General features: G+C 69.9%; 21 protein-coding genes. 11 read left to right on the plus strand and 10 right to left on the minus strand.

The annotated features are described in order from the left end of the window. Nucleotides 1-29 precede the first annotated feature (29 nt). From H9L17_RS07205 to H9L17_RS07220, 4 genes are read left to right on the plus strand one after another with little or no spacing between them, the layout of a single operon-like run. Entirely contained in the window at nt 30-1,184 is a 1,155-nt protein-coding gene (locus H9L17_RS07205; protein WP_187571648.1) for an SIS domain-containing protein, read from the plus strand. A 6-nt stretch (nt 1,185-1,190) separates the two neighbouring features. Beyond that, entirely contained in the window at nt 1,191-2,123 is a 933-nt protein-coding gene (locus H9L17_RS07210) for an ROK family protein (protein ID WP_187571649.1), read from the plus strand. A 19-nt stretch (nt 2,124-2,142) separates the two neighbouring features. After that, nucleotides 2,143-3,477, plus strand: a complete 1,335-nt coding sequence (locus H9L17_RS07215; RefSeq protein WP_187571650.1) for a D-tagatose-bisphosphate aldolase, class II, non-catalytic subunit — start codon at nt 2,143-2,145, stop codon at nt 3,475-3,477. Nucleotides 3,478-3,487: 10 nt separating this feature from the next. Further along, nucleotides 3,488-4,276, plus strand: coding sequence for a DeoR family transcriptional regulator (locus tag H9L17_RS07220; RefSeq protein WP_187571651.1), 789 nt, complete (start codon nt 3,488-3,490; stop codon nt 4,274-4,276). Between the two features lie 62 nt (nt 4,277-4,338). On the opposite strand, the gene H9L17_RS07225 is transcribed toward H9L17_RS07220, so the two are convergent. Together H9L17_RS07225 and H9L17_RS07230 are read right to left on the minus strand one after the other, a co-directional pair. Beyond that, the gene (locus tag H9L17_RS07225) at nt 4,339-5,835 is read right to left on the minus strand and encodes a peptide MFS transporter (RefSeq protein ID WP_187571652.1); all 1,497 of its coding nucleotides are present in this window, start codon (nt 5,833-5,835) and stop codon (nt 4,339-4,341) included. Between the two features lie 149 nt (nt 5,836-5,984). Then, nucleotides 5,985-6,875: a tryptophan 2,3-dioxygenase gene (locus H9L17_RS07230; RefSeq protein WP_187571653.1), complete on the minus strand. Its 891-nt coding sequence runs from the start codon at nt 6,873-6,875 to the stop codon at nt 5,985-5,987. Nucleotides 6,876-7,007: 132 nt separating this feature from the next. Here H9L17_RS07230 and pdhA point away from each other — a divergent pair, with 132 nt between their 5' ends. The 4 genes from pdhA to H9L17_RS07250 are packed head-to-tail and all read left to right on the plus strand — an operon-like array spanning nt 7,008 to nt 10,817. Further along, nucleotides 7,008-8,084 carry a pyruvate dehydrogenase (acetyl-transferring) E1 component subunit alpha gene (pdhA, locus tag H9L17_RS07235; protein ID WP_187571654.1) on the plus strand — a complete coding sequence of 359 codons (1,077 nt, stop codon included), beginning with the start codon at nt 7,008-7,010 and terminating at the stop codon, nt 8,082-8,084. Next, nucleotides 8,081-9,067: an alpha-ketoacid dehydrogenase subunit beta gene (locus tag H9L17_RS07240; protein WP_187571655.1), complete on the plus strand. Its 987-nt coding sequence runs from the start codon at nt 8,081-8,083 to the stop codon at nt 9,065-9,067. Before pdhA ends, H9L17_RS07240 begins: the two co-directional genes overlap by 4 nt. 2 nt (nt 9,068-9,069) lie before the next feature. After that, a complete protein-coding gene (locus H9L17_RS07245) occupies nt 9,070-9,423 on the plus strand; it encodes an SH3 domain-containing protein (RefSeq protein ID WP_187571656.1) in 354 nt (117 codons plus the stop codon). Beyond that, nucleotides 9,420-10,817 carry a dihydrolipoamide acetyltransferase family protein gene (locus H9L17_RS07250; RefSeq protein WP_187571657.1) on the plus strand — a complete coding sequence of 466 codons (1,398 nt, stop codon included), beginning with the start codon at nt 9,420-9,422 and terminating at the stop codon, nt 10,815-10,817. The genes H9L17_RS07245 and H9L17_RS07250 overlap by 4 nt, the downstream gene beginning before the upstream one ends. Nucleotides 10,818-10,994: 177 nt before the next feature. On the opposite strand, the gene H9L17_RS07255 is transcribed toward H9L17_RS07250, so the two are convergent. After that, nucleotides 10,995-11,747 carry an aspartyl protease family protein gene (locus H9L17_RS07255; protein WP_187571658.1) on the minus strand — a complete coding sequence of 251 codons (753 nt, stop codon included), beginning with the start codon at nt 11,745-11,747 and terminating at the stop codon, nt 10,995-10,997. Nucleotides 11,748-11,986: 239 nt separating this feature from the next. Between H9L17_RS07255 and H9L17_RS07260 the strand changes: the two genes are divergently transcribed. Further along, nucleotides 11,987-12,373 (plus strand): VOC family protein, encoded by a 387-nt coding sequence (locus H9L17_RS07260; protein WP_187571659.1) that lies wholly within the window; start codon nt 11,987-11,989, stop codon nt 12,371-12,373. Nucleotides 12,374-12,377: 4 nt separating this feature from the next. Here the strand turns inward: H9L17_RS07260 and H9L17_RS07265 are convergent, their stop codons facing one another. After that, nucleotides 12,378-13,688 carry a metallophosphoesterase gene (locus H9L17_RS07265; protein ID WP_187571660.1) on the minus strand — a complete coding sequence of 437 codons (1,311 nt, stop codon included), beginning with the start codon at nt 13,686-13,688 and terminating at the stop codon, nt 12,378-12,380. 83 nt (nt 13,689-13,771) lie between these two features. Between H9L17_RS07265 and H9L17_RS07270 the strand changes: the two genes are divergently transcribed. After that, nucleotides 13,772-14,284 (plus strand): MarR family winged helix-turn-helix transcriptional regulator, encoded by a 513-nt coding sequence (locus H9L17_RS07270; protein WP_187571661.1) that lies wholly within the window; start codon nt 13,772-13,774, stop codon nt 14,282-14,284. A gap of 6 nt (nt 14,285-14,290) precedes the next feature. Here the strand turns inward: H9L17_RS07270 and H9L17_RS07275 are convergent, their stop codons facing one another. Both H9L17_RS07275 and H9L17_RS07280 read right to left on the minus strand, forming a co-directional pair. Further along, the gene (locus tag H9L17_RS07275; protein ID WP_343044061.1) at nt 14,291-14,605 is read right to left on the minus strand and encodes a hypothetical protein; all 315 of its coding nucleotides are present in this window, start codon (nt 14,603-14,605) and stop codon (nt 14,291-14,293) included. Beyond that, the gene (locus H9L17_RS07280) at nt 14,602-16,047 is read right to left on the minus strand and encodes a tryptophan--tRNA ligase (RefSeq protein ID WP_343044062.1); all 1,446 of its coding nucleotides are present in this window, start codon (nt 16,045-16,047) and stop codon (nt 14,602-14,604) included. The genes H9L17_RS07275 and H9L17_RS07280 overlap by 4 nt, the downstream gene beginning before the upstream one ends. On the opposite strand from H9L17_RS07280, the gene H9L17_RS07285 reads away from it, so the two are divergent. Beyond that, nucleotides 16,046-16,831 carry a hypothetical protein gene (locus H9L17_RS07285; protein WP_187571663.1) on the plus strand — a complete coding sequence of 262 codons (786 nt, stop codon included), beginning with the start codon at nt 16,046-16,048 and terminating at the stop codon, nt 16,829-16,831. The two genes, H9L17_RS07280 and H9L17_RS07285, sit on opposite strands and share 2 nt — an antisense overlap. 31 nt (nt 16,832-16,862) lie before the next feature. On the opposite strand, the gene H9L17_RS07290 is transcribed toward H9L17_RS07285, so the two are convergent. The 4 genes from H9L17_RS07290 to polA all read right to left on the minus strand — a co-directional run bounded on the left by H9L17_RS07290 (nt 16,863) and on the right by polA (nt 21,103). Next, nucleotides 16,863-16,982 (minus strand): entericidin A/B family lipoprotein, encoded by a 120-nt coding sequence (locus H9L17_RS07290; RefSeq protein WP_425507418.1) that lies wholly within the window; start codon nt 16,980-16,982, stop codon nt 16,863-16,865. A gap of 128 nt (nt 16,983-17,110) precedes the next feature. Further along, nucleotides 17,111-17,263, minus strand: coding sequence for an entericidin A/B family lipoprotein (locus tag H9L17_RS07295; RefSeq protein WP_187571665.1), 153 nt, complete (start codon nt 17,261-17,263; stop codon nt 17,111-17,113). 95 nt (nt 17,264-17,358) lie between these two features. Beyond that, nucleotides 17,359-17,838 carry a DUF421 domain-containing protein gene (locus H9L17_RS07300; RefSeq protein WP_187571666.1) on the minus strand — a complete coding sequence of 160 codons (480 nt, stop codon included), beginning with the start codon at nt 17,836-17,838 and terminating at the stop codon, nt 17,359-17,361. Between the two features lie 484 nt (nt 17,839-18,322). Continuing rightward, entirely contained in the window at nt 18,323-21,103 is a 2,781-nt protein-coding gene (gene polA / locus H9L17_RS07305) for a DNA polymerase I (protein ID WP_187571667.1), read from the minus strand. Nucleotides 21,104-21,155: the final 52 nt, after the last annotated feature.

The raw sequence follows: 21,155 nt of genomic DNA on the forward strand, positions 1-21,155 counted from the left end.
ATCTTGCATCGGCCTCACAGGAAAGTGGAATGCACGCCTCCCCGATCCCCGACGCGACCCTCTGGTCGCCTCCCGGCGGCCAACACACCGCCGAAGAAATCGCCCAGCAGCCCGCCCTCTGGAACGCACTGGCGGACGGACTGGAACGCGCGCAGGCGCAGCTCGACGGCTTCCTCGGCGACTGGCTGCGCGACCCGCTGCGCAAGGTGATCTTCACCGGCGCGGGCAGCTCCGGCTTCATCGCCGAGATGGTCGCCGACCACGTCAACGCGTCGTTCCCCGCCGATGCGCGCGCGGTGCACACCACCAGCCTGCTGACCCATCCGGCGCTGTACCTGCAACGGGACCGCCCGACGCTGCTGGTGTCGTTCGGCCGCAGCGGCTCCAGCCCGGAAAGCGTGGCCGCAGTGGAGCTGGTGCGCACCTGCGTGGACGAAACCCGCTTCCTCGACATCACCTGCAACGCCGACGGCGAGCTGGCGAAACGCGGCAAGGACCGCGCCGATACCTGCACCCTGCTGATGCCGCCGACCAGCTGCGACCGCGCCTTCGCGATGACCAGCAGCCTGACCTGCATGCTGCTGGCGGCGCTCGCCGTGTTCGACGCCGCACCGTGGCCGCGGCGGCTGGAACGGCTGCGCACGCTGGCCGCGCTCGGGCACGAGGCGGCAACGCGGTGGGAGCCCGCGGTCGAGGCGCTGACGGCGGCCGGGCACGCACGCGTGATCTACCTCGGCAGCGGCCCGCTGGAAGGCTGGTCGCGCGAGGCCGCGCTGAAGCTGCTGGAGCTCACCGCCGGCCGCGTGCCCGCCTTCGCCAACACGCCGCTGGGCTTTCGCCACGGTCCGAAGTCGCTGCTCGACCGCGACACGCTGGTGGTGGTGGTGCGCAGCGCGCAGCCGCTGGCGCGCCGCTACGAGCGCGACCTGCTCGACGAATTGCGCCGCGACGGCGTCGCCGGCCGCGTGCTGTCGCTCGGCCCGGTAGTCGAAGGCGATGCCGACGACGTGGCGCTCGCCGTGCCCGACCTGCCCGATCCGTGGCTGGCGCCGCTGTGGCTGGGCTTCGCCCAGCGCTACGCGCTGCGCCGCTCGGCTGCGCTCGGCTTCACCCCCGACAATCCGTTCCCGGACGGCACCGTGAACCGCGTCGTGCAGGGCGTCGTCATCCACCGGCATGATTGACCGGCCATGAGCGAACGCGACCCGACCGGCGGCACCTGCTACGGCCTCGACATCGGCGGCAGCAAGATCGAGCTGGTCGCGTTCGACGGCGCAATGCGGGCGGTCCACCGCCAGCGCATCAACACGCCGCATGAAAGCTACGCCGCCTTCCTCGATGCGGTCTGCACGCTGGTGGCGCAGGCCGACGCCGCGCTCGGCAGCCGCTGCGCCGCCATCGGTATCGGCCTGCCCGGCGTGCGCGACCGCGCCAGCGGGCGCCAGCTCAGCGCCAACGTGCCCGCGCTGACCGGCCAGCGCGTCGGCGCCGATCTGGAAGCGCGGCTGCAACGCCCGCTGCAGCTCGGCAACGACCTGCAATGCTTCGCCCTCTCGGAAGCCAACGGCGGCGCGGCGGACGGCTACCCCAGCATGTTCGGCGCGATCCTCGGCACCGGCGCGGGCGGCGGCTACTGTCTCGACGGCCGGCTGGTGACGGGCCACAACGGCATCGCCGGCGAATGGGGGCACTGGAGCATTCCCGCGCACCTGCTGGCGAAGCACGGCCTGCCGCTGCTGGATTGCGGCTGCGGGCTGCGCGGCTGCCTCGAACGCTATGTGTCCGGCAGCGGCGTCGCCGCGCTGCACCGGCACCTCGGCGGCGCATCCGCCGACGCCGCCGCCGTGATCGCGGCGGCGCAGGCCGGCGACGCTGCCGCGCGGCAGGCGCTCGCCGTCCACCTCGACCTGCTCGGCCACGCCTTCGCCAGCCTGGTGATGGCGCTCGATCCGCACGTCATCGTGCTGGGCGGCGGCCTGTCGCGTTACGAACCCCTTTACGCCGTGCTGCCGGCGGCGGTGCAGGCGCATCTGTTCGCCGGCATGCGCGTGCCGCCGATCCTGCCGCCGCGCTTCGGCGACGCCGGCGGCGCGCGCGGCGCGGCGCTGCTGGCGCGCGCCTGACATCCTTCCGGAGACCTCCATGTCCCTCGTGCAATCGCTCATCGACGCCCACCGCAAGGGCGAACCCATCGGCCTGTACAGCGTCTGCTGCAGCAACGAGCAGGCGCTGCTGGCGGCGATGCTGGTCGCGCAGTTCTACGGCACGCCGCTGCTGGTCGAGGCGACCTCCAACCAGGTCGACCAGTTCGGCGGCTACACCGGCATGACCCCGCCGCAGTACCGCGCCTACGTGGAGCGGCTGGCCGACGCGCAGGGCTTCCCGCGCGAGCGCCTGATCCTCGGCGGCGACCACCTCGGCCCGAACGCCTGGCAGAAACAGCCCGCCGAGGATGCGATGGCGCATGCGCGCGAGCTGATCCGCGCCTACGTCGCCGCCGGCTTCCACAAGATCCACCTCGACTGCAGCATGGCCTGCGCCGGCGACCCGGTGCCTTTGCCGGACGACATCGTGGCGGCGCGCTCGGCGGAACTGGCGCGCGTCGCCGAAGCCACCGCGCGCGCGGCCGGACTGCCGCCGCCGGTGTACGTGATCGGCACCGAAGTCCCGATCCCCGGCGGCGAAAGCTCGCTGGGCGGGGGCGTGCAGGCGACCACGCCGGAGGCGGCGGCGAAGACGCTGGAGATCCACCGCGTCGCGTTCGACACGCCGGATCTGCGCGACGCCTGGCAGCGCGTAATCGCGATGGTGGTGCAGCCCGGCGTGGACTTCGACCACAGCGACGTGCAGCACTACGCGCCCGCCGCCGCGCGCGACCTGTCCGCCTTCCTCGAAGCGCAGCCGCGCATCGTATTCGAGGCGCATTCCACCGACTACCAGCTCGAAGCCTCGCTGCACGCGCTGGTGCGGGACCACTTCGCCATCCTCAAGGTCGGCCCGGCGGCGACCTTCGCCTACCGCGAGGCGCTGTTCGCGCTGGCGAGGATCGAGGACGAGCTGCTGCCGGAAAGCGAACGCTCGCACTTGATCGACGTGCTGGACCGCGCGATGCGCGACAACCCGAAGTACTGGCAGGGCCACTACCATGGCGACGAGCGGCAGCTGCGCCTGCTGCGCGCCTACGCCCTCAGCGACCGCTGCCGCTACTACTGGGGCGACGCCGGGGTCGCGGCGGCGGTGGACACGCTGATCGATAACCTGCAACGCCATGCGCCGCCGGCCATCCTGCTCAGCCAGTACCTGCCCGAGCAGCATGCCGAGGTGATCGCGGGCCGGCTGCCGGCGGAGCCGCTGGCGCTGGTGCGCCACAGGATCGCGCTGAAGCTGGCCGAGTACGCGCGCGCCTGCGCCCGCAACCAGGCCGACCCGCGCGACGGCAACGACGCCGGGCGCGCGCAACCGCTGCCGCAAGGCTAAGCTTCGGCGCATGACCGCAACGCCCGCTCCCACCACCCGCAACACCCGCCAGCGCCGGCAGCGGATCGTCGAACAGCTGCTGCAGCAGGGCAGCGTGCAGGTCGGCGAGCTGGTCGAACGCCACGGCGTGTCGGCGGTGACCATCCGCGCCGACCTCAACCACCTGGAGTCGCAGGGTTTGGCCGTGCGCAGCCACGGCGGCGCCAGCCTGCTGCGGATGCCGCCGCAGGAGCGCGACATCCACGAGAAGGACACGCTCAACCTGCCGCTGAAGGACGCCATCGGCGCGCGCGCCGCGCAGCTGGTGAAGCCGGGCGACAACATCATCCTCGACTCCGGTTCCACCACGATGATGCTGGCCCGCCACCTGCGCGGCCAGCGCGACGTCACGGTGATGACCAACGGCCTCAACATCGCCTGGGAGCTGGCCGGCGCGCCCGGCATCGTGCTGCGCCTGACCGGCGGCCTGTTGCACCAGCCGTCGCTGTCGCTGCACGGCAGCCAGGCCGAGGCCAGCCTGCACAGCTACGGTTTCGACACCCTGTTCCTGGGCGTGGACGGGCTGGACCTGCAGTTCGGCGCGACCACCCACCACGAGCCGGAAGCCAGCCTCAACCACCGCATGGTGGAACGCTCGCGGCGGATCGTGGTGCTGACCGACTCGTCCAAGTTCGGCAAGGTCAGCCTGCACCGCATCGCCCGCCTCGACGAGATCCACACCGTCATCACCGACGCCGGGATCGGCGAGGAATACCGCGACGGGCTGCAGCGGCTGGGCATCGAGCTGATCGTCGCCTGAGCGGCGCGCAAACGGAAACGGCGCCCGCAGGCGCCGTTCCGATCCGACGTGCAGGGCGCGTCTTACTTCACGCCGTGCATCAGTTTCTGGATCAGCGGCGCGACCAGGAACAGCGCGACGCCGCCGGCCATCAGGATCCAGAAGCCCTGGGTGTAGCTGGACAGCGCGGACGCCGTGGTCATGCCGGTCTCGCCGCTGGCGTGGCTGGCGAAGATGCCGGACAGGTTGTTGCCGATGCCGGTGGACAGGAACCAGCCGCCCATGCCGAAGCCGACCAGGCGCACCGGGGCCAGCTTGGTGGTCATCGACAGGCCGATCGGCGACAGGCACAGCTCGCCCACCGACTGGATCACGTAGACCATGAACAGCGTCCAGAACGGGATCTTGCCGGCCACCACCATGCCCGACAGCGCCGCCATCAGCAGCAGAAAGGCCAGGCCGTTGAAGATGATGCCCAGGCCGAACTTGCGCGGGATCGACGGGTTGTAGCGGCCCATCTTGATCCACGTCCACGCCACCACCGGCGCCAGGGTGATGATCGCCAGCGAGTTCACCGACTGGAACCAGCCCACCGGGAAGATCCAGCCGCCGAAATCGCGGTTGACGATCTGCTCGGCGAGGAAGTTGAACGAGCTGCCGGCCTGCTCGAAGAAGCACCAGAACAGGATGTTGAAGGTAAAGATGATCAGCATCGCGATGGCGCGGTCGCGCGCGACCTTGCCTTCGCGGATGCCTTCCATCAGCAGCATGGCGCACAGCGCGAGGAACAGCGCGGTCAGCACCAGCTGCAGCTTGGCCGCGTCGATGGCGAGCAGGAAGTAGTAGACCGGCACCGACACCAGGCAGAACAGCAGCACGTACAGCACTTTCTGCATGCCGCCGTCGCCTTCCGGCGGACGGCCGATCCCGCCGAGCTGGCGGCGGCCGAACCAGAACCACACCAGGCTGATCAGCATGCCGATGCCGGAGGTGATGAACACGATCTTGTAGGTCGGCAGCTCCGGCGTGCCGCCGAAGGTGCGCTCGGCCATCCAGCCGGTCAGCAGCGGCGCGATCATCGCGCCGAGGTTGATGCCCATGTAGAACAGAGTGAAGCCGGAGTCGCGGCGCTCGTCGCCCTGCGAATACAGCTTGCCCACCATCGTCGAGATGTTCGGCTTGAACAGGCCGTTGCCCGCGATCACCGTGGCCAGGCCGATCTTGAACACCGTCTCGTCGGGCCAGGCGATCATGAACAAGCCCGCCGCCATCACCAGCGCGCCGAGCAGGATCGAACGCTGGTAACCGATCACCCGGTCGGCGATGTAGCCGCCGAAGATCGCCGCGGCATAGACCAGCGCCAGGTAGGCGCCGTAGACGCGGCTCGCCGGCGCCTGCCCTTCGCCGCTGCCGGCGTAGAACTGCTGCACGATGTACAGCGTCAGCGCCCAGCGGATGCCGTAGAACGCGAAGCGTTCCCAGAACTCGGTCATGAACAGCATCCACAACGGACGCGGATGGCCCATCACCTGCTTGAATTCCGGAACTGCGCCCGGCGTCGTGTCAGCGGCTCCGCTCATGCGGACTCCCCCCGTTTTTGGTTATAGGAATTGGCGTGTCGAACCGGCCGACGGCGGGCGCGGAACCGGGGGAGCATCGCCGAGGCGCGCGGGCAACGTCAAACCGCACGCATTCAGGACGACGTGCTGCAACGCAGCAGAAACGACCCTCAGGGCGCGGCGTAGTCGCGGCCCGGTCCGATCGAGGTGCGCACCTCGAACAGCTCCGGGAAGAAGGTCAGGTCGAGCGCGCGCTTGAGGAAGGACACGCCGCTGGAGCCACCGGTGCCGCGCTTGAAGCCGATGATCCGCATCACCGTGCGCATGTGGCGGAAGCGCCACAGCTGGAACTGGGTCTCCAGGTCGACCAGGTCCTCGCAGAGTTGGTACTCGCGCCAGTAGCGGTTGGTGTCCTCGTAGATGCGCTCGAACACCGGCACCAGCGCCTCGTCCAGCACGTGCGGCTGGGTCCAGTCGCGCACCAGGTGCGTTTCCGGCACCGGATGGCCCCAACGCGCCAGGTAGCGCAGGAACTCGTCGTACAGGCTGGGCGCGCGCAGCGCCGCGTCCAGCGTCGCCTGGCCTTCCGCGTCGTGGGCGAACACCTTGAGCATCGCCGCGTTCTTGTTGCCCAGCAGGAACTCGACCGTGCGGTACTGCAGCGACTGGAAGCCGGACGACGGCCCGAGGATGTCGCGGAACTCCATGTATTCCGACGGCGTCAGCGTCTCCAGCACCGACCACTGCGCGGTGAGCTGGTCGAGCACGCGCTTGCAGCGCGCGGCCGCCTTGCCGAACTGCCAGACGCGGTCGTTGCGCAGGTGCTCCACCGCCGCGCTCAATTCGTGGATCAGCAGCTTCAGCCACAGCTCGCTGGTCTGATGCTGGACGATGAACAGCATCTCGTCGTGGTGCGGCGGGTTCGACAGCGGCTGCTGCGCGGACAGCAGGCGATCCAGCCGCAGGTAGCCGCCGTAGGTGATGCGGCCGGCCAGGTCGGTGTGAATGTCGGCTTCGAGGTCGCGGCGGTTGGCGCCCGCAGTGTCGTGTTCGCTGCTCATCGCGCGATTCTCGCACGCCCCCGCAGCGCATCGCGCTGACCGGCGTCAAGTGCCGTGCGATGCCGCAGCGCGCAACGGTTTGTTAGCGCGCCGCCGGTATCATTGAGCAATTGCTCCAATGCCAAGGCAACCATGACCACTGCCGCCACCTTCGAAATCGAATACCTGCAATACCTGCGGCCCGACGGCACGCTGGCCGCCCCGCTGCCGCCGGCGGTGCCGGACGCGGCGGCGCTGCTGCCGCTGTTCAAGCAGATGCTGTTCCTGCGCACCTTCGACGGCAAGGCGATCGCCCTGCAGCGCACCGGCAAGCTCGGCACCTACGCGGCCTGCCTGGGCCACGAGGCCACCCACGTCGGCATCGGCGCGTCGATGCAGCCCGAGGACGTGTTCGCCCCCAGCTACCGCGAATACGGCGCGCAGTTCGCGCGCGGCATGCAGCCGCGCGAAGTGCTGATGTACTGGGGCGGCGACGAACGCGGCAACCTGCTGACCGGCGCGCCGGCGCAGGACTATCCGTGGTGCGTGCCGATCTCCACCCAATGCCTGATGGCCTCGGGCGCGGCGCTGTCCTTCAAGCTGCGCAAGCAGCCGCGCGTCGCGGTGGCCTGCTGCGGCGACGGCGGTTCGTCGAAGACCGACTTCTACGCCGCGGTGAACTCCGCCGGCGCCTACACCCTGCCGCTGGTGCTGTGCGTGGTGAACAACGGCTGGGCGATCAGCGTGCCGCGCAAGGCCCAGACCGGCGCGCAGACGCTGGCGCAGAAGGGTCTGGCCGGCGGCCTGCACTGCCTGCAGGTGGACGGCAACGACCTGGTCGCGGTGCTGGAAGCGATGCGCCGCGCGCACGAGCGCGCCCGCAGCGGCGAAGGCGGCAGCGTGATCGAGTTCATCACCTATCGCCTGCACGACCACACCACCGCCGACGACGCCCGCCGCTATCGCGGCGAGGAAGAAGTGAAGGCCGCGTGGGAGAAGGAACCGTTCCTGCGCCTGCGCCAGTTCCTGACCGACGCCGGCCTGTGGGACGAGGCGCAGGAGAAAGCCTGGATCGAGGAGAGCGGCAAGCGCGTGGACGAGGAAATCAACGCCTATCTCAACACCCCGGTGCAGCCGGTGGAAGCGATGTTCGACTACCTGTACGGCGACATGCCGGCGGACGTGCTGGCGCAGCGCGCAGCCGCACTCGCGCTGGAGGGCCGGGCATGAGCGCGCAGCCGATTACGCTGATCGAAGCGATCACCCAGGCGCTGGCCTTCGAACTGCGCAAGGACGAATCCGTGGTCGTGCTGGGCGAGGACGTGGGCGTCAACGGCGGCGTGTTCCGCGCCACCGCCGGCCTGTCCGCGCAGTTCGGGCCGGAGCGCATCCTCGACACGCCGCTGGACGAAACCACCATCGCCGGCCTGACCGTCGGCATGGCCTCGCAGGGCATGAAGCCGGTGGCCGAGGCGCAGTTCGACGGCTTCATGTACCCGATGGTCGACTTCATCGTCTGCCACGCCGCGCGCATGCGCTACCGCACCCGCGGCCGCCTGACCTGCCCGATGGTGCTGCGCGTGCCGTGGGGCGGCGGCATCCGCGCGCCGGAACACCATTCCGAAGCCAACGAATCCATCTTCACCAACGTGCCCGGCCTGCGCGTGGTGATGCCCAGCTCCCCGCAGCGCGCCTACGGCCTGCTGCTGGCCGCGATCCGCGACCCGGATCCGGTGATCTACATGGAGCCCAAGCGCATCTACCGCCAGTACAAGGAGCTGGTGCCGGACGACGGCGAAGCGCTGCCGCTGGACGTGTGCTACGTGCTGCGCGACGGGTCCGACATCACCCTGGTCACCTGGGGCGCACAGGTGAAGGAGACACTGGAGGCCGCCGACAAGCTGGCCGCCGAGGGCATCAGCGCCGAGGTCATCGACGTCGCCACGCTGAAGCCGCTGGACTTCGCCACCATCGCCGAATCGGTGGCCAAGACCGGCCGCTGCGTGATCGTGCACGAGGCGGCGAAGACCGCAGGCTTCGGCGCGGAAATCGCCGCCCGCGTCGCCGAGGAATGCCTGTTCGACCTGCTGGCCCCGGTCGAGCGCGTCACCGGCTACGACACCCACATCCCGCTGTTCCGCCTCGAAATGAAGTACCTGCCGAGCGTGGACAAGGTGGTCGCCGCCGCCAAGCGCGCGATGGCCTACCGCTGACCATGCAGGCGCGCGTCCACACGCCGTACCGCACCCAGTACGCCAGCCCGATCGGCTGGCGCGCGGGCGAGGTCGTCGCGGTCGGCGCGCGCGACACCGAATGGCCGGACTTCGCCTGGATCACCACCGCCGACGGCAACGCCGGCTGGGGCCCGGCGGACTGGCTGCAACCGCGCGACGACGGCCGCGCCACCGCCCTGCGCGACTACAGCGCGCGCGAACTGGACGCCGACGCGGGCGACGCCCTCCACCTGCACCAGGAATTGGGCGGCTGGTGGTGGGCGGAGCGCGGCGACGGCACCCGGGGCTGGATTCCCGCCCGCAACCTCGAAATCATCGACGAGACCTCCGCATGAGCAACAAGCGTTTCAATCTCCCCGACCTCGGCGAAGGCCTGCCGGACGCCACCATCGTCGAGTGGTATGTCAAGGAAGGCGACGTGATCCGCCTCGACGAGAACCTGGTCTCGATGGAGACCGCCAAGGCCGTGGTCGACGTGCCCTCGCCGGTGTCCGGCAAGGTGGTGAAGCTGGCCGGCGGCGCGGGCGACGTGATCGTCACCGGCACCTGGCTTGCCGAGTTCGAGATCGACCCCAGCCTGCCGCAGCGCGCGGAAGGCCAGGACACCGGCCACCACCACGGCCCCGCACACGGCGTCGGCTCGCAGGACCCGGCGCCGGGCGACCGCGTGGTCGCCTCCGACGAAGGCGGCGCGATCCCGGCCGAGGGCGCACCGGCGGCGAAGGGCCACGCCGACGGCAAGCGCGACGACGCCGGCACCGTGGTCGGCGCGATGCAGGTCGGCGATGCGGTGGTCAGCGAGGCGGCGGTCGCCTCCGGCGGCGTCAAGGCGGTGCCGGCGGTGCGCGCGATGGCGCGCAAGCTCGGCGTCGACATCGCCCGCGTGCGCGCCACCGGCCCCGACGGCACGGTCGGCATGGACGACGTGAAGCGCGCCGCCGCGGACGGCTCGGCCAAGGCCGGCGCCGTTCCCGCCGCCGCGCGCGCGGCAGCCCCGGCCGTCGCTGCGGCGCCCGCCGCGCCGGCGCAGCGCAGCACCCTGTCGCAGTCCGGCAAGCCGATGCGCACCCAACCACCGGGCGTGGCCGCCTCCGGCCAGCCGGAACAGCTCAAGGGCGTGCGCCGCAACATGGCCCGCGTGATGGCCGACGCCCACGCCAAGGTGGTGCCGACCACGCTGGCGGACGACGCCGACCTGCACGCCTGGATCGGCAAGCAGGACATCACCGCGCGCCTGATCCGCGCCATTGTCGCCGCCTGCAAGACGGTGCCCGCGCTCAACGCCTGGTTCGACGGCGACAACCTCGCCCGCACCCTGCACCCGCACGTCGACATCGGCATCGCCGTCGACACCGACGACGGCCTGTTCGTGCCGGCCCTGCGCAACGCCGACATGCTCGACGCGCGCGGCATCCGCGAGGGCATCAACCGCCTGCGCACGCAGGTCGAATCGCGCACGATCCCGGCCAGCGAACTGTCCGGCTACACCATCTCGCTGTCCAACTTCGGCATGTTCGCCGGCCGCTACGCCACGCCCGTGGTGGTGCCGCCGTGCGTGGCGATCGTCGGCGCGGGCAAGCTCTGCCACGACGTGGTGGCGGTGATGGGCGGCATCGAAGTGCACCGCCGCATGCCGATCTCGCTGACCTTCGACCACCGCGCCTGCACCGGCGGCGAGGCCGCGCGCTTCCTGAAGGCGCTGCTGGACGATCTGGCGCAGCCGAACTGAGGCGCAACGGCGGCGGCCTCGGCTGTGCCGCTGCCGCCACGCCCTCGTCGGGTATCGATTGTTCGGAACGTCCGCCGGCATCGCAGCCGGAATAGGGAAGCATCGGGGCGTGGCGAATGCCGACGCCCCGCACGCAATCGCAAGGCTTACGGTCTGCGGAGGATCAGTGCGCCAGCGTCATCCCTTGGTCGGCGCGATCCACAAGCGGTCGGCGGCCAGATCGAAGGTGATCTGCCAGTTCACCAGCACCGGGATGCCCACCACGCCATCGCGCACCATGTCGCGCACCAGCGCGCGGGTCTTCAGGGTCAGGTCGCGCCCCTTGCCGTTCAACGTGAGCTCGTACGGCTGGGCCTTCTCCACGGCGGGATCGGCGCCGGCTTCGGCGGCCATCGCGGTGGGCAGCAGCACCGGCGCATCGCCCCCGCTGTCCAGTTCCAGCCACAGGTCGCCCTTGTCGGTCTTGGAGCGCGCGTAGACACCCACGCCGCGCGCGCTGCTGCCGTATCGGCTCACCCTGATCGGCAATTCCACCGCGTCCGCCACGCGCGCCGCCAGGCTCTGCTGCGTTTCGAACGTCAGCGTCCCGGCCCGCAGATCTAGGGTGAAGACCTGGCCGTCCAGTGCATCAAGCGCCAGCGATCCGTCCACCGGCTCGTCGCCCTTGGCCAGCACGGCCGCAAGATCGAACACGCCGGCGGTGATGGGGGCCAGCGTGCGGCCATCCGCCAGCGCGATCTGCACGTTCTCGCAGCGCGGCATGTCGAGGCGTTCGCCAGTCAGGCGGAAACCGGAAATCTGGCCCCACGGCGCGCAGCCGATCCGCTTGGCGAAGGCCTTGTCCAAGACGGTGACGCCGCCGCCGGTATCCAGCAGGAACCGGCCTTGCTGGCCCGCCACTTCGATCTTGATGTCCCGCTTGCGCCCCATGAAATCGCCGAGCGCGACCGGCGATGCCGATCCGGGCCCGTCCGCTGGCGCTGCGGCGGCGGAGCCGGGAAGCGGAAACATGGTGACCAAGGCAAGGGCGACGGCCAAGGAGGGGATCGAACGCATGACACTAATCCTAGTGTTGTATTGAAGTACAACACTAAACCATCCTTTTCACCCCCGCAACCCTGACCAATGGCGAGAATCAAACGTCACGGTCGCCCCGCAGGAGCCCTTACATGACCCACCGCAGCCGCCTCTCCGGCTTCATCATCGACTGCAACACCGGCGACCTCGACGCCGCCGCCGACTTCTGGGCGCAGGCGCTGGGCTGCACCGTCGCCGACCGCGATGCCGGCGACGCCACCGCCGAATACCAGATGCTGGGCGACACGCCGGGCGATCTGCACATCGAAGTGCAGAAGGTCGATCACCCCTCGCGCGTGCACCTCGACATCGAGGCCGACGACATCGACGCCGAAGCCGAACGGCTGGAAAAACTCGGCGCCAGGAAGATCGCCTTCGTGAAGCGCTGGTGGGTGATGGAAGCGCCGACCGGGCAGCGCTTCTGCGTGGTGAAGATGAAGTACCCCGAGCGCGGCGCGCCGGCGAAGACCTGGGACTGAACCGTCAATACGGATGCGGCAGGCTTGAGAGTTGCCGCATCCGCCGCCACGCGGCGGCCAGCACCGCGCGGTCGCGCGCACTGGACAGCGAGAACGCGCGCACGCGGCCTTCCGGTTTGTCGCTGCTGCGCGACACGCCCGTCTCCACCACCGCCGGCTCGCCGGCGTGGAATTGCAGCACCTGCTGGCGCACGTCCGCGTCGCCGGTGTTCACCGCCCACACCCGGCCTCCGTACAACGACGTCACCCGCGGCACCTGGGTATGGGCCACGACGATGCGGTCCACGCCGAATCGCGCGCCGGCCCGGTCCACGTCGGCCTGCGTGGCGCGCGGGTATTTCCCGTCCAGCGCCGCGACCATGCCCCGATACTGGGTCAGCCCGGTGAAGCCGAGCACGGGTTCGAATTCCGCCGCGCCGGCGCGCGGCGCGCGCCAGTAGTCGCGCATGCGCCGGTTGAGCGCGGGCAGATCGTCCGGCCCGGCGGCGAGCTGCGGGCTGATGCCGCCATGCACGAACAGGGTGCGCCCGAGTTTCAGCATCACCGGCTGCGCGCGCAGCCAGTCGCCGAGCAGCGTTCCAGGCCCATAGCCGGCCGCATAGCCGCCCAGGCGTTCCAGCGCGTAGGCATGCTCCGGATCGGCGCGCGAGAAATTGCCGCGCAGCGCGTATTGCTCGTGGTTGCCGAGCAGCACGTGCACGGCACCGCCCGCGTCCTGCGCCTGCAGCGCAAGCTGGTGCAGGCGCCAGAGCACGCCGAACACCGCGCGCCCGCGATCCACCGAATCGCCCAGGACCACCAGATGGCCCTTGCCGTAGCGCCACTGCCCGTCGCCGTCCGCAATGCCCAGCTTGCGCAGGGTGTCGTCCAGGAAACGCGCGTTGCCCTCGATGTCGCTGACCACGGTGATCTCGTCGGGCATCGCGCCATCGGCGACCGGCGGCGTCGGCTGTTCGATCCGCAGCGCGTGGCGCTGGCCCGCGCATTCGAACGACAGCGCCGGCCCGCTGCCGTCCGCGCGCATGACGCGATCCTCGCAGAACCATGCCGCATGCCAGCCGCCCTCCGCGTCCCGCCGCACCACCGGGCCATCCAGGAAACCGGCGATCCGCGCCTGCCCGGCGCCGTCGGCGTACAGCGGCACCGCGATCGAGCCGACGCGCGGCAACGGCAGCAACAGGCGGACGTCGACGCCGCCGGCGGTCTGCTTCACCTGTGCGTTCTCGAGCCAGGCGGCAAGCCCCGCGAGCGCCAGCACGCACGCCGCCGCCAGCGTCCATCCCAGCTTCCTGCCCCATGCGCGCTTTCGCGACATCGCCTGCCCCTTCCGGGTTTATCTTTACGTGAAATAAATTAGCTTCACATGAAGCCATTGGCAAGGTTTGCTACGCTGCGGCGATGCCGAAGACGCCCGCGCCCGCACAGGACCTGATCGACCGCCTGCAAGAAGACTGGTCGCGCGAGCGGCCGGAGTTGGCGACCGGCGCGATGGGCGTCGTCGGCCGGGTGATCCACCTCGGGCACCGGTTCGAGGCCGATGCGACGCGCGTGCTCGCGCCGTTCGGCCTGCACTACACCGATCTCGACGTGCTGGCCACGCTGCGGCGCAGCGGCCGGCCGTACCGGCTGAGCCCCAGCCAGTTGCAGGCGTCGGTGCTGCTGACGTCCGGCGCGATGACCGCCTGCCTGGGACGGCTGGAACGCGCGGGCCTGATCGCGCGCACGCCATCGGAACACGACCGCCGCTCGATCCACGCCGAACTCACGCCGGCAGGCCGGGCGCTGGTGGACAAGGCCTTGCCCCTGCGCTTCGCGGAAGCGGATCGGCGCGTCGCCGGGCTCAACCAGGCCGAGCGCAAGGAACTGGCCCGCCTGCTGCGCAAGCTCACGCTGGCGACGGATGCGGACTGAACCGCGTCAGGCGTGCGCCAGCACCCTGCGGCGCAGCCAGAACGCGCCGCCCAGCACCGCCAGGAACACGCCGTAGCCGACCGAGGTGGCGAGGATCTGCGGCCACAGCGCGCCGTAGCTGCGATCCGCGTAGCCGTAGCTCCAGTACAGGCTGGCCGCGCAGCCGGCGAACGCCAGCAGCAGCGCCGCCGCGTCGAAACGCGCGCGCGCGGCGCCGCGCGGCTGGCGCGGATACAGCCAGTACAGCGCCGCCAGGATCAGGAACCACGGCGTGAACAGGATCAGCGCCAGGATCGGCAGCGTCGACAGCGCGCTGCTCACGCCTGGCCGCCCTCGCCTTCCAGCGCCGCCGCCACGAACGCCGCCAGCGCCGCGTTCACCTCGTCGCTGCCGACGCCTTCGCCCAACGCGAAATCGGTCATCTCCGCATCCAGCGCGCCGTTCTTGATCGAGGCGACGCGCTGGCCGGCGTCGCGCGGCGAATCGAAGCCGACGCTCTGCAGCAGTACGCGTTCGCCCTGCACCAGCTTGAAGTAGAACTTGCCGTCGGCGTCGCGGTACTGCTTGAACGCGGGCAGCGCGTCGGCGTCCTTCTTCGCCGCCTTCGCTTCGACGGCGGCGATCGCCGACAGGTCGCGCAGGCCCACCGCTTCGCGCAGGCGGACCAGCGCGGGCGTGGCGTGCAGCGCGCGCAGGCGGGCCGCGCCGTCGCGCAGGATCGCCTCGATCTCGGCGGGCTTCGCCATCAGCGCCTCGTACTTCTCGCGCAGCGGCGCGATTTCCGCGTCGATCCGCTCGAACAGCCGCTGCTTGGCGTCGCCCCAGCCGATGCCGTCGGCGAAGGCCTGCGCGAACGCGGCGGTTTCCTCCTTCGAGGCGAACGCCTGGTAGAGCTGGAACAGCGCCGAGCCTTCGGTGTCCTTGGGCTCGCCCGGTGCGCGCGAATCGGTGACGATGCCGGCGATCAGCTTCTTCAACTCGCCGCGCGGCGCGAACAGCGGGATGGTGTTGTCGTAGCTCTTGCTCATCTTGCGGCCGTCGAGGCCGGGCAGGGTCGCCACCTGCTCGTCGATCACCGCCTCGGGCAGGACGAAGTGGTCCTTGCCGTACACGTGGTTGAAGCGCTGCCCGAAATCGCGCGCCATCTCGATGTGCTGGATCTGGTCGCGGCCCACCGGCACCTTGTGGGCGTTGAAGAGGACGATGTCGGCCGCCATCAGCACCGGGTACATGAACAGCCCGGCGGTGATCCCGGCGTCGTCGTCCTCGCCCTCGGCGCGGTTCTTGTCCACCGCCGCCTTGTAGGCGTGCGCGCGGTTGAGGATGCCCTTGCCGGCCACGCAGGTCAGCAGCCAGGTCAGCTCGGTGATCTCGGGGATGTCGCTCTGCCGGTAGAACCACGCCTTGTCCGGATCCAGGCCGCAGGCCAGCCAGGTCGCGGCGATCTCCAGCGTCGAACGCTGCGTCTTCGCCGGGTCCTGCGCCTTGATCAGGCTGTGCAGGTCGGCGAGGAAGTAGAAGTTCTCGACGTCGGTCGCCCCGGCGCTGGCCAGCGCGGGCCGGATGGCGCCGACGTAGTTGCCGAGGTGCGGCGTGCCGGAAGTGGTGATGCCGGTCAGGATGCGGGTCTTGCTCATGGAATGCGGCGTGGCTGCGGTCTGCGATGTGCCGGGCATTCTAACTGGCGAGGCCGCAACCCCGTTCCCGCCCGTGGCGCGTTGGCAGGGATGCAGCGCGATCGCTGCGCCCCCGGAGACCGCCATGTTCCGCCGCCTGCTGCCCGCCCTCGCCGCTGCCTCCCTGCTCGCCTGCGCGCTGCCGCTGCCGGCGCGCGAGCTCGTCCGCCTCGACGTGGTCGACCGCGACCTCGGGCAGACCCTGCCCGAATACCGCCATCGCGGCCAGGACTGGATCGCCGGCACGCCCGCGCACCGCTATTCGGTGCGCCTGACCAATACCACCGGCGAGCGCGTGCTGGTGGTGCTGTCGGTCGATGGCGTCAACGCAGTGAGCGGCGAGACCGCCGCGCCGTCGCAGGCCGGCTACGTGCTGGGCCCATGGGAGACCGCCGACATCGCCGGCTGGCGCAAGTCGCTGGACGACGTCGCGCAATTCGTGTTCACCGCGCTTCCCGACAGCTACGCCGCGCGCACCGGGCGGCCGGACAACGTGGGCGTGGTCGGCATCGCGGTGTTCCGCGAACGCGCCGTGCCGCCGCCGATGCCCGCACCGCCGCCGGTGGCGGAAGCCCGCGGCGCGGCGAAGGCCGCGGCGCCCGCCAGCGCGGACCGCGCGATGGCGGCGGAGGCGATGCCGCAGCGCATCGGCACCGGCCACGGCCAGCGCGAACGGGCGCCGGTCGGCCGGACCGAGTTCGTGCGCGCCAGTTACGCACCGGAGCAGGTCAGCCAGTTGCGCTATGACAGCGTCGATGCGCTGGTCGCGATGGGCGTGCTGCCGCGCCGGCACCCCGCCTACGCGGGCGATGGGCCGCGCGCGTTCCCGAACGGGTTCGTGCCCGACCCGCCGCGCTACCGCGAGCGCTGAATCGGCAGATCGGACAGCATGAAGGCGCGGCTTACTTCGCCGCGCCCTCGATCTTCTCGCCGGCCTTCTGGATGTCCTTGCCGGCGCCGGCAATGGTGTTGCAACCGGCCAAGAAGGCCATGCAGGTCAGCGCCAGCACGGCCAGTTTCATCGTCTTGTTCATGCGGTTCTCCTCGCGTTCGGCGGCACATTACCGGGCGGCGGGGAGCGCAGCAAGACGCCGCCCGCCGCGCCGGCACCCGCGTCCCTGCGGAGTACCGGCGCGGCGGGCGGAAACGATCAGCACTTCATGTCCTTGCAGTCTTCGGCCTTCTGCTCGACCTTCTCGCCGGCCTTCTGCACGTCCTTGCCGGCACCGGCCATCGTGTTGCAAGCCGTGAGGCCCGCGCTGACGAACATGACCAGAATGAGCGTGGCGAACATGCGCTTCATGGAGCCTCCTACGGCTGTCGTGTGAGCCTCCATTTATCCCGGCCCGGCGTGAAGCAGATGTGCACGCCGGCGAGCCAGGCAAAACCGCGGATGAATCAATCCCGGTTGCGCGCGATCACCGTGATGTGGCCGTTGGTCTCCAGCAGCGCGAGGCGGACCTCGCCGATGTCCTCGATCTGGTTGCTGCGCAGCGCCTCGGCGAAGTCTTCGCTGCTGACCAGCTCGCGCCGCAATACGCGGTCGAACACCTTGCCGTCGCGCGCCAGCACTACCGGCACGCCTTCGAGCAACCGTTCCGCCCGGCGGCTGCGCGAGGTCAGCAGCGCCACCGTGTAGTTCAGCACGATCAGCGTCACCGCCATGATCGCCGCGCCGGTCAGCGAGTTGTCGCCACCGTTGATGCCGTTCTGCACCGCGTTGCCGATCAGGATCAGCAGCACCAGGTCGAACGGCGTGAACTGTCCCACCGCCCGCTTGCCCGACACCCGCACCAGCAGCATCACCAGCACGTAGACCGCCGTCGCCCGCAACACGAACACCCACCACGGCGCAGACAGCTGGAACAGCTCGTTCATTCGGAATCCCCAGGATGGTCGCCTTCGCTAGCCTGCCCTCTATTGCCGCCGTGGGGAATGGCATGACGACAAAGGAATTTCATCTGGAGGAGAGCCCCCTTTAGTAAAGGGGGCGCGGCGAAGCCGCGGGGATTTGGAGGTCGCGGCTCGGGGCCCAAGGTTTGCGCAGCAAACTTTGGGTTTTTATGCCTGCGCAAAAAAGCGCAGGCATAAAAAAGCCCCGCAGCCAGGGGGGACTGCGGGGCCGGGGGAAGGCCGGTTGGGGAGGACCGATTGCCTTCCGGGGTGATCACACCAGGGGAGGGGTAGTGATCGGCAACAGGCGTTGCACCTGTTGCGAGCTATATGACCACTCCGCACATGGATGGTTCGTGAAGATTCGGGTTAAAAAACCGTTCGGTTCAGGAATGATTCATTGCAATTCCACGGAATCCTTCCAAACCCGCTCCACATCACGCTTTCAGCGCCAAAAACGAAAGCAGTTTCAGTGCGCTTCTTCCCAATTCATGCCGACGCCGCTGTCCACCACCAGCGGCACCCGCAGCTGCGCGGCGTCGGCCATCAGCGCCGGCACCCGCTCCAGCAATTCAGGCACGAACGCCTCGTCCGCCTCGAACACCAGTTCGTCGTGCACCTGCAGGATCATCAGCGCGCTGCTTTCGCCAGACGCGCTGCGTTTGTCGGCCAGCCAATCGTCCACCCGCACCATCGCCCGCTTGATGATGTCGGCGGCGGTGCCCTGCATCGGCGCGTTGATCGCGGCGCGTTCGGCGCTGGCGCGCTGGGACGCGTTGCGCGAGTGGATGTAGTCCAGCGCCAGGCGCCGGCCGAACACCGTTTCCACGTAGCCGGCGTCGCGCGCCTGCTGGCGGGTGCGCTCCATGTAGTCGCGCACGCCCGGATAGCGGCTGAAGTACAGCGCGATGTAGTCCTGCGCCTCGCCGCGGCCGATGCCGAGCTGGCGCGCCAGCCCGAACGCGCCCATGCCGTAGATCAGGCCGAAGTTGATCGCCTTGGCGGCGCGACGCTCGTTCGCCGACACCTCGGCCATGGGTTTGCCGAACACCTCGGCGGCGGTGGCGCGGTGGATGTCCGCGCCTTCCGCGAACGCGCGCAGCAGCGCCGGGTCTTCCGACAGGTGCGCCATGATCCGCAGCTCGATCTGCGAGTAGTCGCAGGCCACCAGCCGGCGTCCGGGCGGCGCGACGAAGGCGGTGCGGATGCGGCGACCTTCCTCGCTGCGGATCGGGATGTTCTGCAGGTTCGGATCGGACGAGGACAGCCGCCCGGTGGCCGCGCCGGCCTGGTGGTAGCTGGTGTGCACGCGGCCGGTGTCGGGATTGATCATCTCCGGCAGCTTGTCGGTGTAGGTGCTGCGCAGCTTGGCGAGACCGCGGTATTCGAGGATCACGCGCGGCAGCTCGTGCTGGTCGGCGATCGCCTCCAGCGCCTCCTCGTTGGTCGAAGGCGCGCCGCTGGGCGTCTTCACCAGCGCCGGCAGCTTCAGCTCGTCGAACAGAAGCGCGCACAGCTGCTTCGGCGAATCGAGGTTGAAGCTGCGCCCGGCCAGTTCGGTGGCTTTCTGCTGCGCGGCCAGCATCCGCCGCGACAGCTCGGCGGACTGTCGGCGCAGTTCCTCGGCGTCGATCATCACGCCGTTGGCCTCGACCCGCGCCAGCACCGGCACCAGCGGCATCTCGATGTCGCGGTAGACGGACAGCAGCGACGGCTCCGCTTCCAGCTTCGGCGACAGCACGCGATGCAGGCGCAGGGTGATGTCGGCGTCCTCGGCCGCATAGCGCGTGGCGTCGTCGATGGCGACCTGCGAGAACGGGATCTGCTTGGCGCCCTTGCCGGCCACGTCCTCGTACTTGATCGTCTCGTAGCCGAGATGGCGCTTGGCCAGCGAATCCATGTCGTGCCGCGCGATGCCGGCGCTGAGCACGAAGCTCTCCAGCATGGTGTCGTCGGCGTAGCCCGCGACCACGATGCCGTGGCGGCGCAGCACGTGCAGGTCGTATTTGCCGTGCTGGCCGAGCTTCTTCTTCGCCGGGTCCTGCAGCAGCGGGCGCAGCGCCTCCAGCACCGCGTCGCGCGGCAGCTGCCCGGGCGCGCCGGGATAGTCGTGGCCCAGCGGGATGTAGCAGGCCTTGCCCGGTTCGACGCTGAAGCTCAGGCCGACCAGGTTCGCGCGCATCGGGTCGAGCGAATCGGTTTCGCTGTCGAAGGCGAATTCGTCGGCGGCCTGCAACTTTGCGATCCAATCCGACAGTTGCGGATCGGTCAGCACCGTTTCGTATTCGCCCGGCGCGGACAGCGCGGGATCGAGGCCTTCCACCGATGCCGGCACCGCCGCGGCGACGAACCCGCCGCCGCGCGCCACGCCCGGCTCCTTCTCCGCGATCGCGCCCGCCGCCGCGCCGCCGTCGAGTTCCTTCAGCGCCTGGTTGAAGCCGTAGCGCGCGTACAGCCCGCGCAGCGCCTCGACGTCGCGCTCGCGCAATGCAAGGTCGGCCGGCGACTGCGCCAGCGCCACGTCGGTCTTGATCGTCACCAGCTCGCGGTTCAGCGGCAGGCGCGCCAGCGCGGCGCGCAGGTTGTCGCCGATCTTGCCCTTGATCGCATCGGCGCCGGCGATCACGCCGTCGAGGCTGCCGTATTCCGCCAGCCACTTGGCGGCGGTCTTCGGCCCGCATTTCTCGACACCGGGCACGTTGTCGATGGCGTCGCCCATCAGCGACAGCAAGTCGACGATCTGATCGGCACGCACGCCGAACTTCTCCATCACCGCCGCGTCCGACTCCATACGGCTGCCGCTCATGGTGTTGACCAATGCGACGCGCGGGCGCACCAGCTGCGCGAAATCCTTGTCGCCGGTGGAGATCGTCACCTCGAGCCCGCCCTCCGCCGCCTGCAGGGCCAGCGTGCCGATCACGTCGTCGGCCTCCACGCCCGGCTCGCGCAGGATCGGGATGCCGAGCGCCGCCACGATCTCCATCATCGGTTCGATCTGCGCGCGCAGCTCGTCCGGCATCGGCGGGCGGTTGGCCTTGTACTCGGGATACAGCGCATCGCGGAAGGTCGGCCCGGAGGCATCCACCACGAAGGCGATGTGCTCTGGCTTCTCCTTCAGGTGCCCGCGCAGCATGTTGACCACGCCGAACAGCGCGCCGGTCGGTTCGCCGGCCGCGTTGGTGAGCGGGGGCAGCGCGTGGAAGGCGCGGTAGAGGTAGGAGGAACCGTCGATCAGAACGAGGCGTGTCATGTGGGGATTCTAAGGAAATGCCGCCGGCGGCGTGCAGACGCGGAAGCCCTGT

This window comes from Thermomonas brevis, from assembly GCF_014395425.1.
GTDB classification, from domain to species: domain Bacteria; phylum Pseudomonadota; class Gammaproteobacteria; order Xanthomonadales; family Xanthomonadaceae; genus Thermomonas; species Thermomonas brevis.

What these genes read in the sequence shown, in the direction of transcription:
- H9L17_RS07205 (WP_187571648.1), top strand. Translation starts at nt 30, where the DNA reads ATGCACGCCTCCCCGATCCCCGACGCGACCCTCTGGTCGCCTCCCGGC.
- H9L17_RS07210 (WP_187571649.1), top strand. Translation starts at nt 1,191, where the DNA reads ATGAGCGAACGCGACCCGACCGGCGGCACCTGCTACGGCCTCGACATC.
- H9L17_RS07215 (WP_187571650.1), top strand. Translation starts at nt 2,143, where the DNA reads ATGTCCCTCGTGCAATCGCTCATCGACGCCCACCGCAAGGGCGAACCC.
- H9L17_RS07220 (WP_187571651.1), top strand. Translation starts at nt 3,488, where the DNA reads ATGACCGCAACGCCCGCTCCCACCACCCGCAACACCCGCCAGCGCCGG.
- H9L17_RS07225 (WP_187571652.1), bottom strand. Translation starts at nt 5,835, where the DNA reads ATGAGCGGAGCCGCTGACACGACGCCGGGCGCAGTTCCGGAATTCAAG.
- H9L17_RS07230 (WP_187571653.1), bottom strand. Translation starts at nt 6,875, where the DNA reads ATGAGCAGCGAACACGACACTGCGGGCGCCAACCGCCGCGACCTCGAA.
- pdhA (WP_187571654.1), top strand. Translation starts at nt 7,008, where the DNA reads ATGACCACTGCCGCCACCTTCGAAATCGAATACCTGCAATACCTGCGG.
- H9L17_RS07240 (WP_187571655.1), top strand. Translation starts at nt 8,081, where the DNA reads ATGAGCGCGCAGCCGATTACGCTGATCGAAGCGATCACCCAGGCGCTG.
- H9L17_RS07245 (WP_187571656.1), top strand. Translation starts at nt 9,070, where the DNA reads ATGCAGGCGCGCGTCCACACGCCGTACCGCACCCAGTACGCCAGCCCG.
- H9L17_RS07250 (WP_187571657.1), top strand. Translation starts at nt 9,420, where the DNA reads ATGAGCAACAAGCGTTTCAATCTCCCCGACCTCGGCGAAGGCCTGCCG.
- H9L17_RS07255 (WP_187571658.1), bottom strand. Translation starts at nt 11,747, where the DNA reads ATGGGGCGCAAGCGGGACATCAAGATCGAAGTGGCGGGCCAGCAAGGC.
- H9L17_RS07260 (WP_187571659.1), top strand. Translation starts at nt 11,987, where the DNA reads ATGACCCACCGCAGCCGCCTCTCCGGCTTCATCATCGACTGCAACACC.
- H9L17_RS07265 (WP_187571660.1), bottom strand. Translation starts at nt 13,688, where the DNA reads ATGTCGCGAAAGCGCGCATGGGGCAGGAAGCTGGGATGGACGCTGGCG.
- H9L17_RS07270 (WP_187571661.1), top strand. Translation starts at nt 13,772, where the DNA reads ATGCCGAAGACGCCCGCGCCCGCACAGGACCTGATCGACCGCCTGCAA.
- H9L17_RS07285 (WP_187571663.1), top strand. Translation starts at nt 16,046, where the DNA reads ATGTTCCGCCGCCTGCTGCCCGCCCTCGCCGCTGCCTCCCTGCTCGCC.
- H9L17_RS07280 (WP_343044062.1), bottom strand. Translation starts at nt 16,047, where the DNA reads ATGGCGGTCTCCGGGGGCGCAGCGATCGCGCTGCATCCCTGCCAACGC.
- H9L17_RS07290 (WP_425507418.1), bottom strand. Translation starts at nt 16,982, where the DNA reads ATGAAACTGGCCGTGCTGGCGCTGACCTGCATGGCCTTCTTGGCCGGT.
- H9L17_RS07295 (WP_187571665.1), bottom strand. Translation starts at nt 17,263, where the DNA reads ATGAAGCGCATGTTCGCCACGCTCATTCTGGTCATGTTCGTCAGCGCG.
- H9L17_RS07300 (WP_187571666.1), bottom strand. Translation starts at nt 17,838, where the DNA reads ATGAACGAGCTGTTCCAGCTGTCTGCGCCGTGGTGGGTGTTCGTGTTG.
- polA (WP_187571667.1), bottom strand. Translation starts at nt 21,103, where the DNA reads ATGACACGCCTCGTTCTGATCGACGGTTCCTCCTACCTCTACCGCGCC.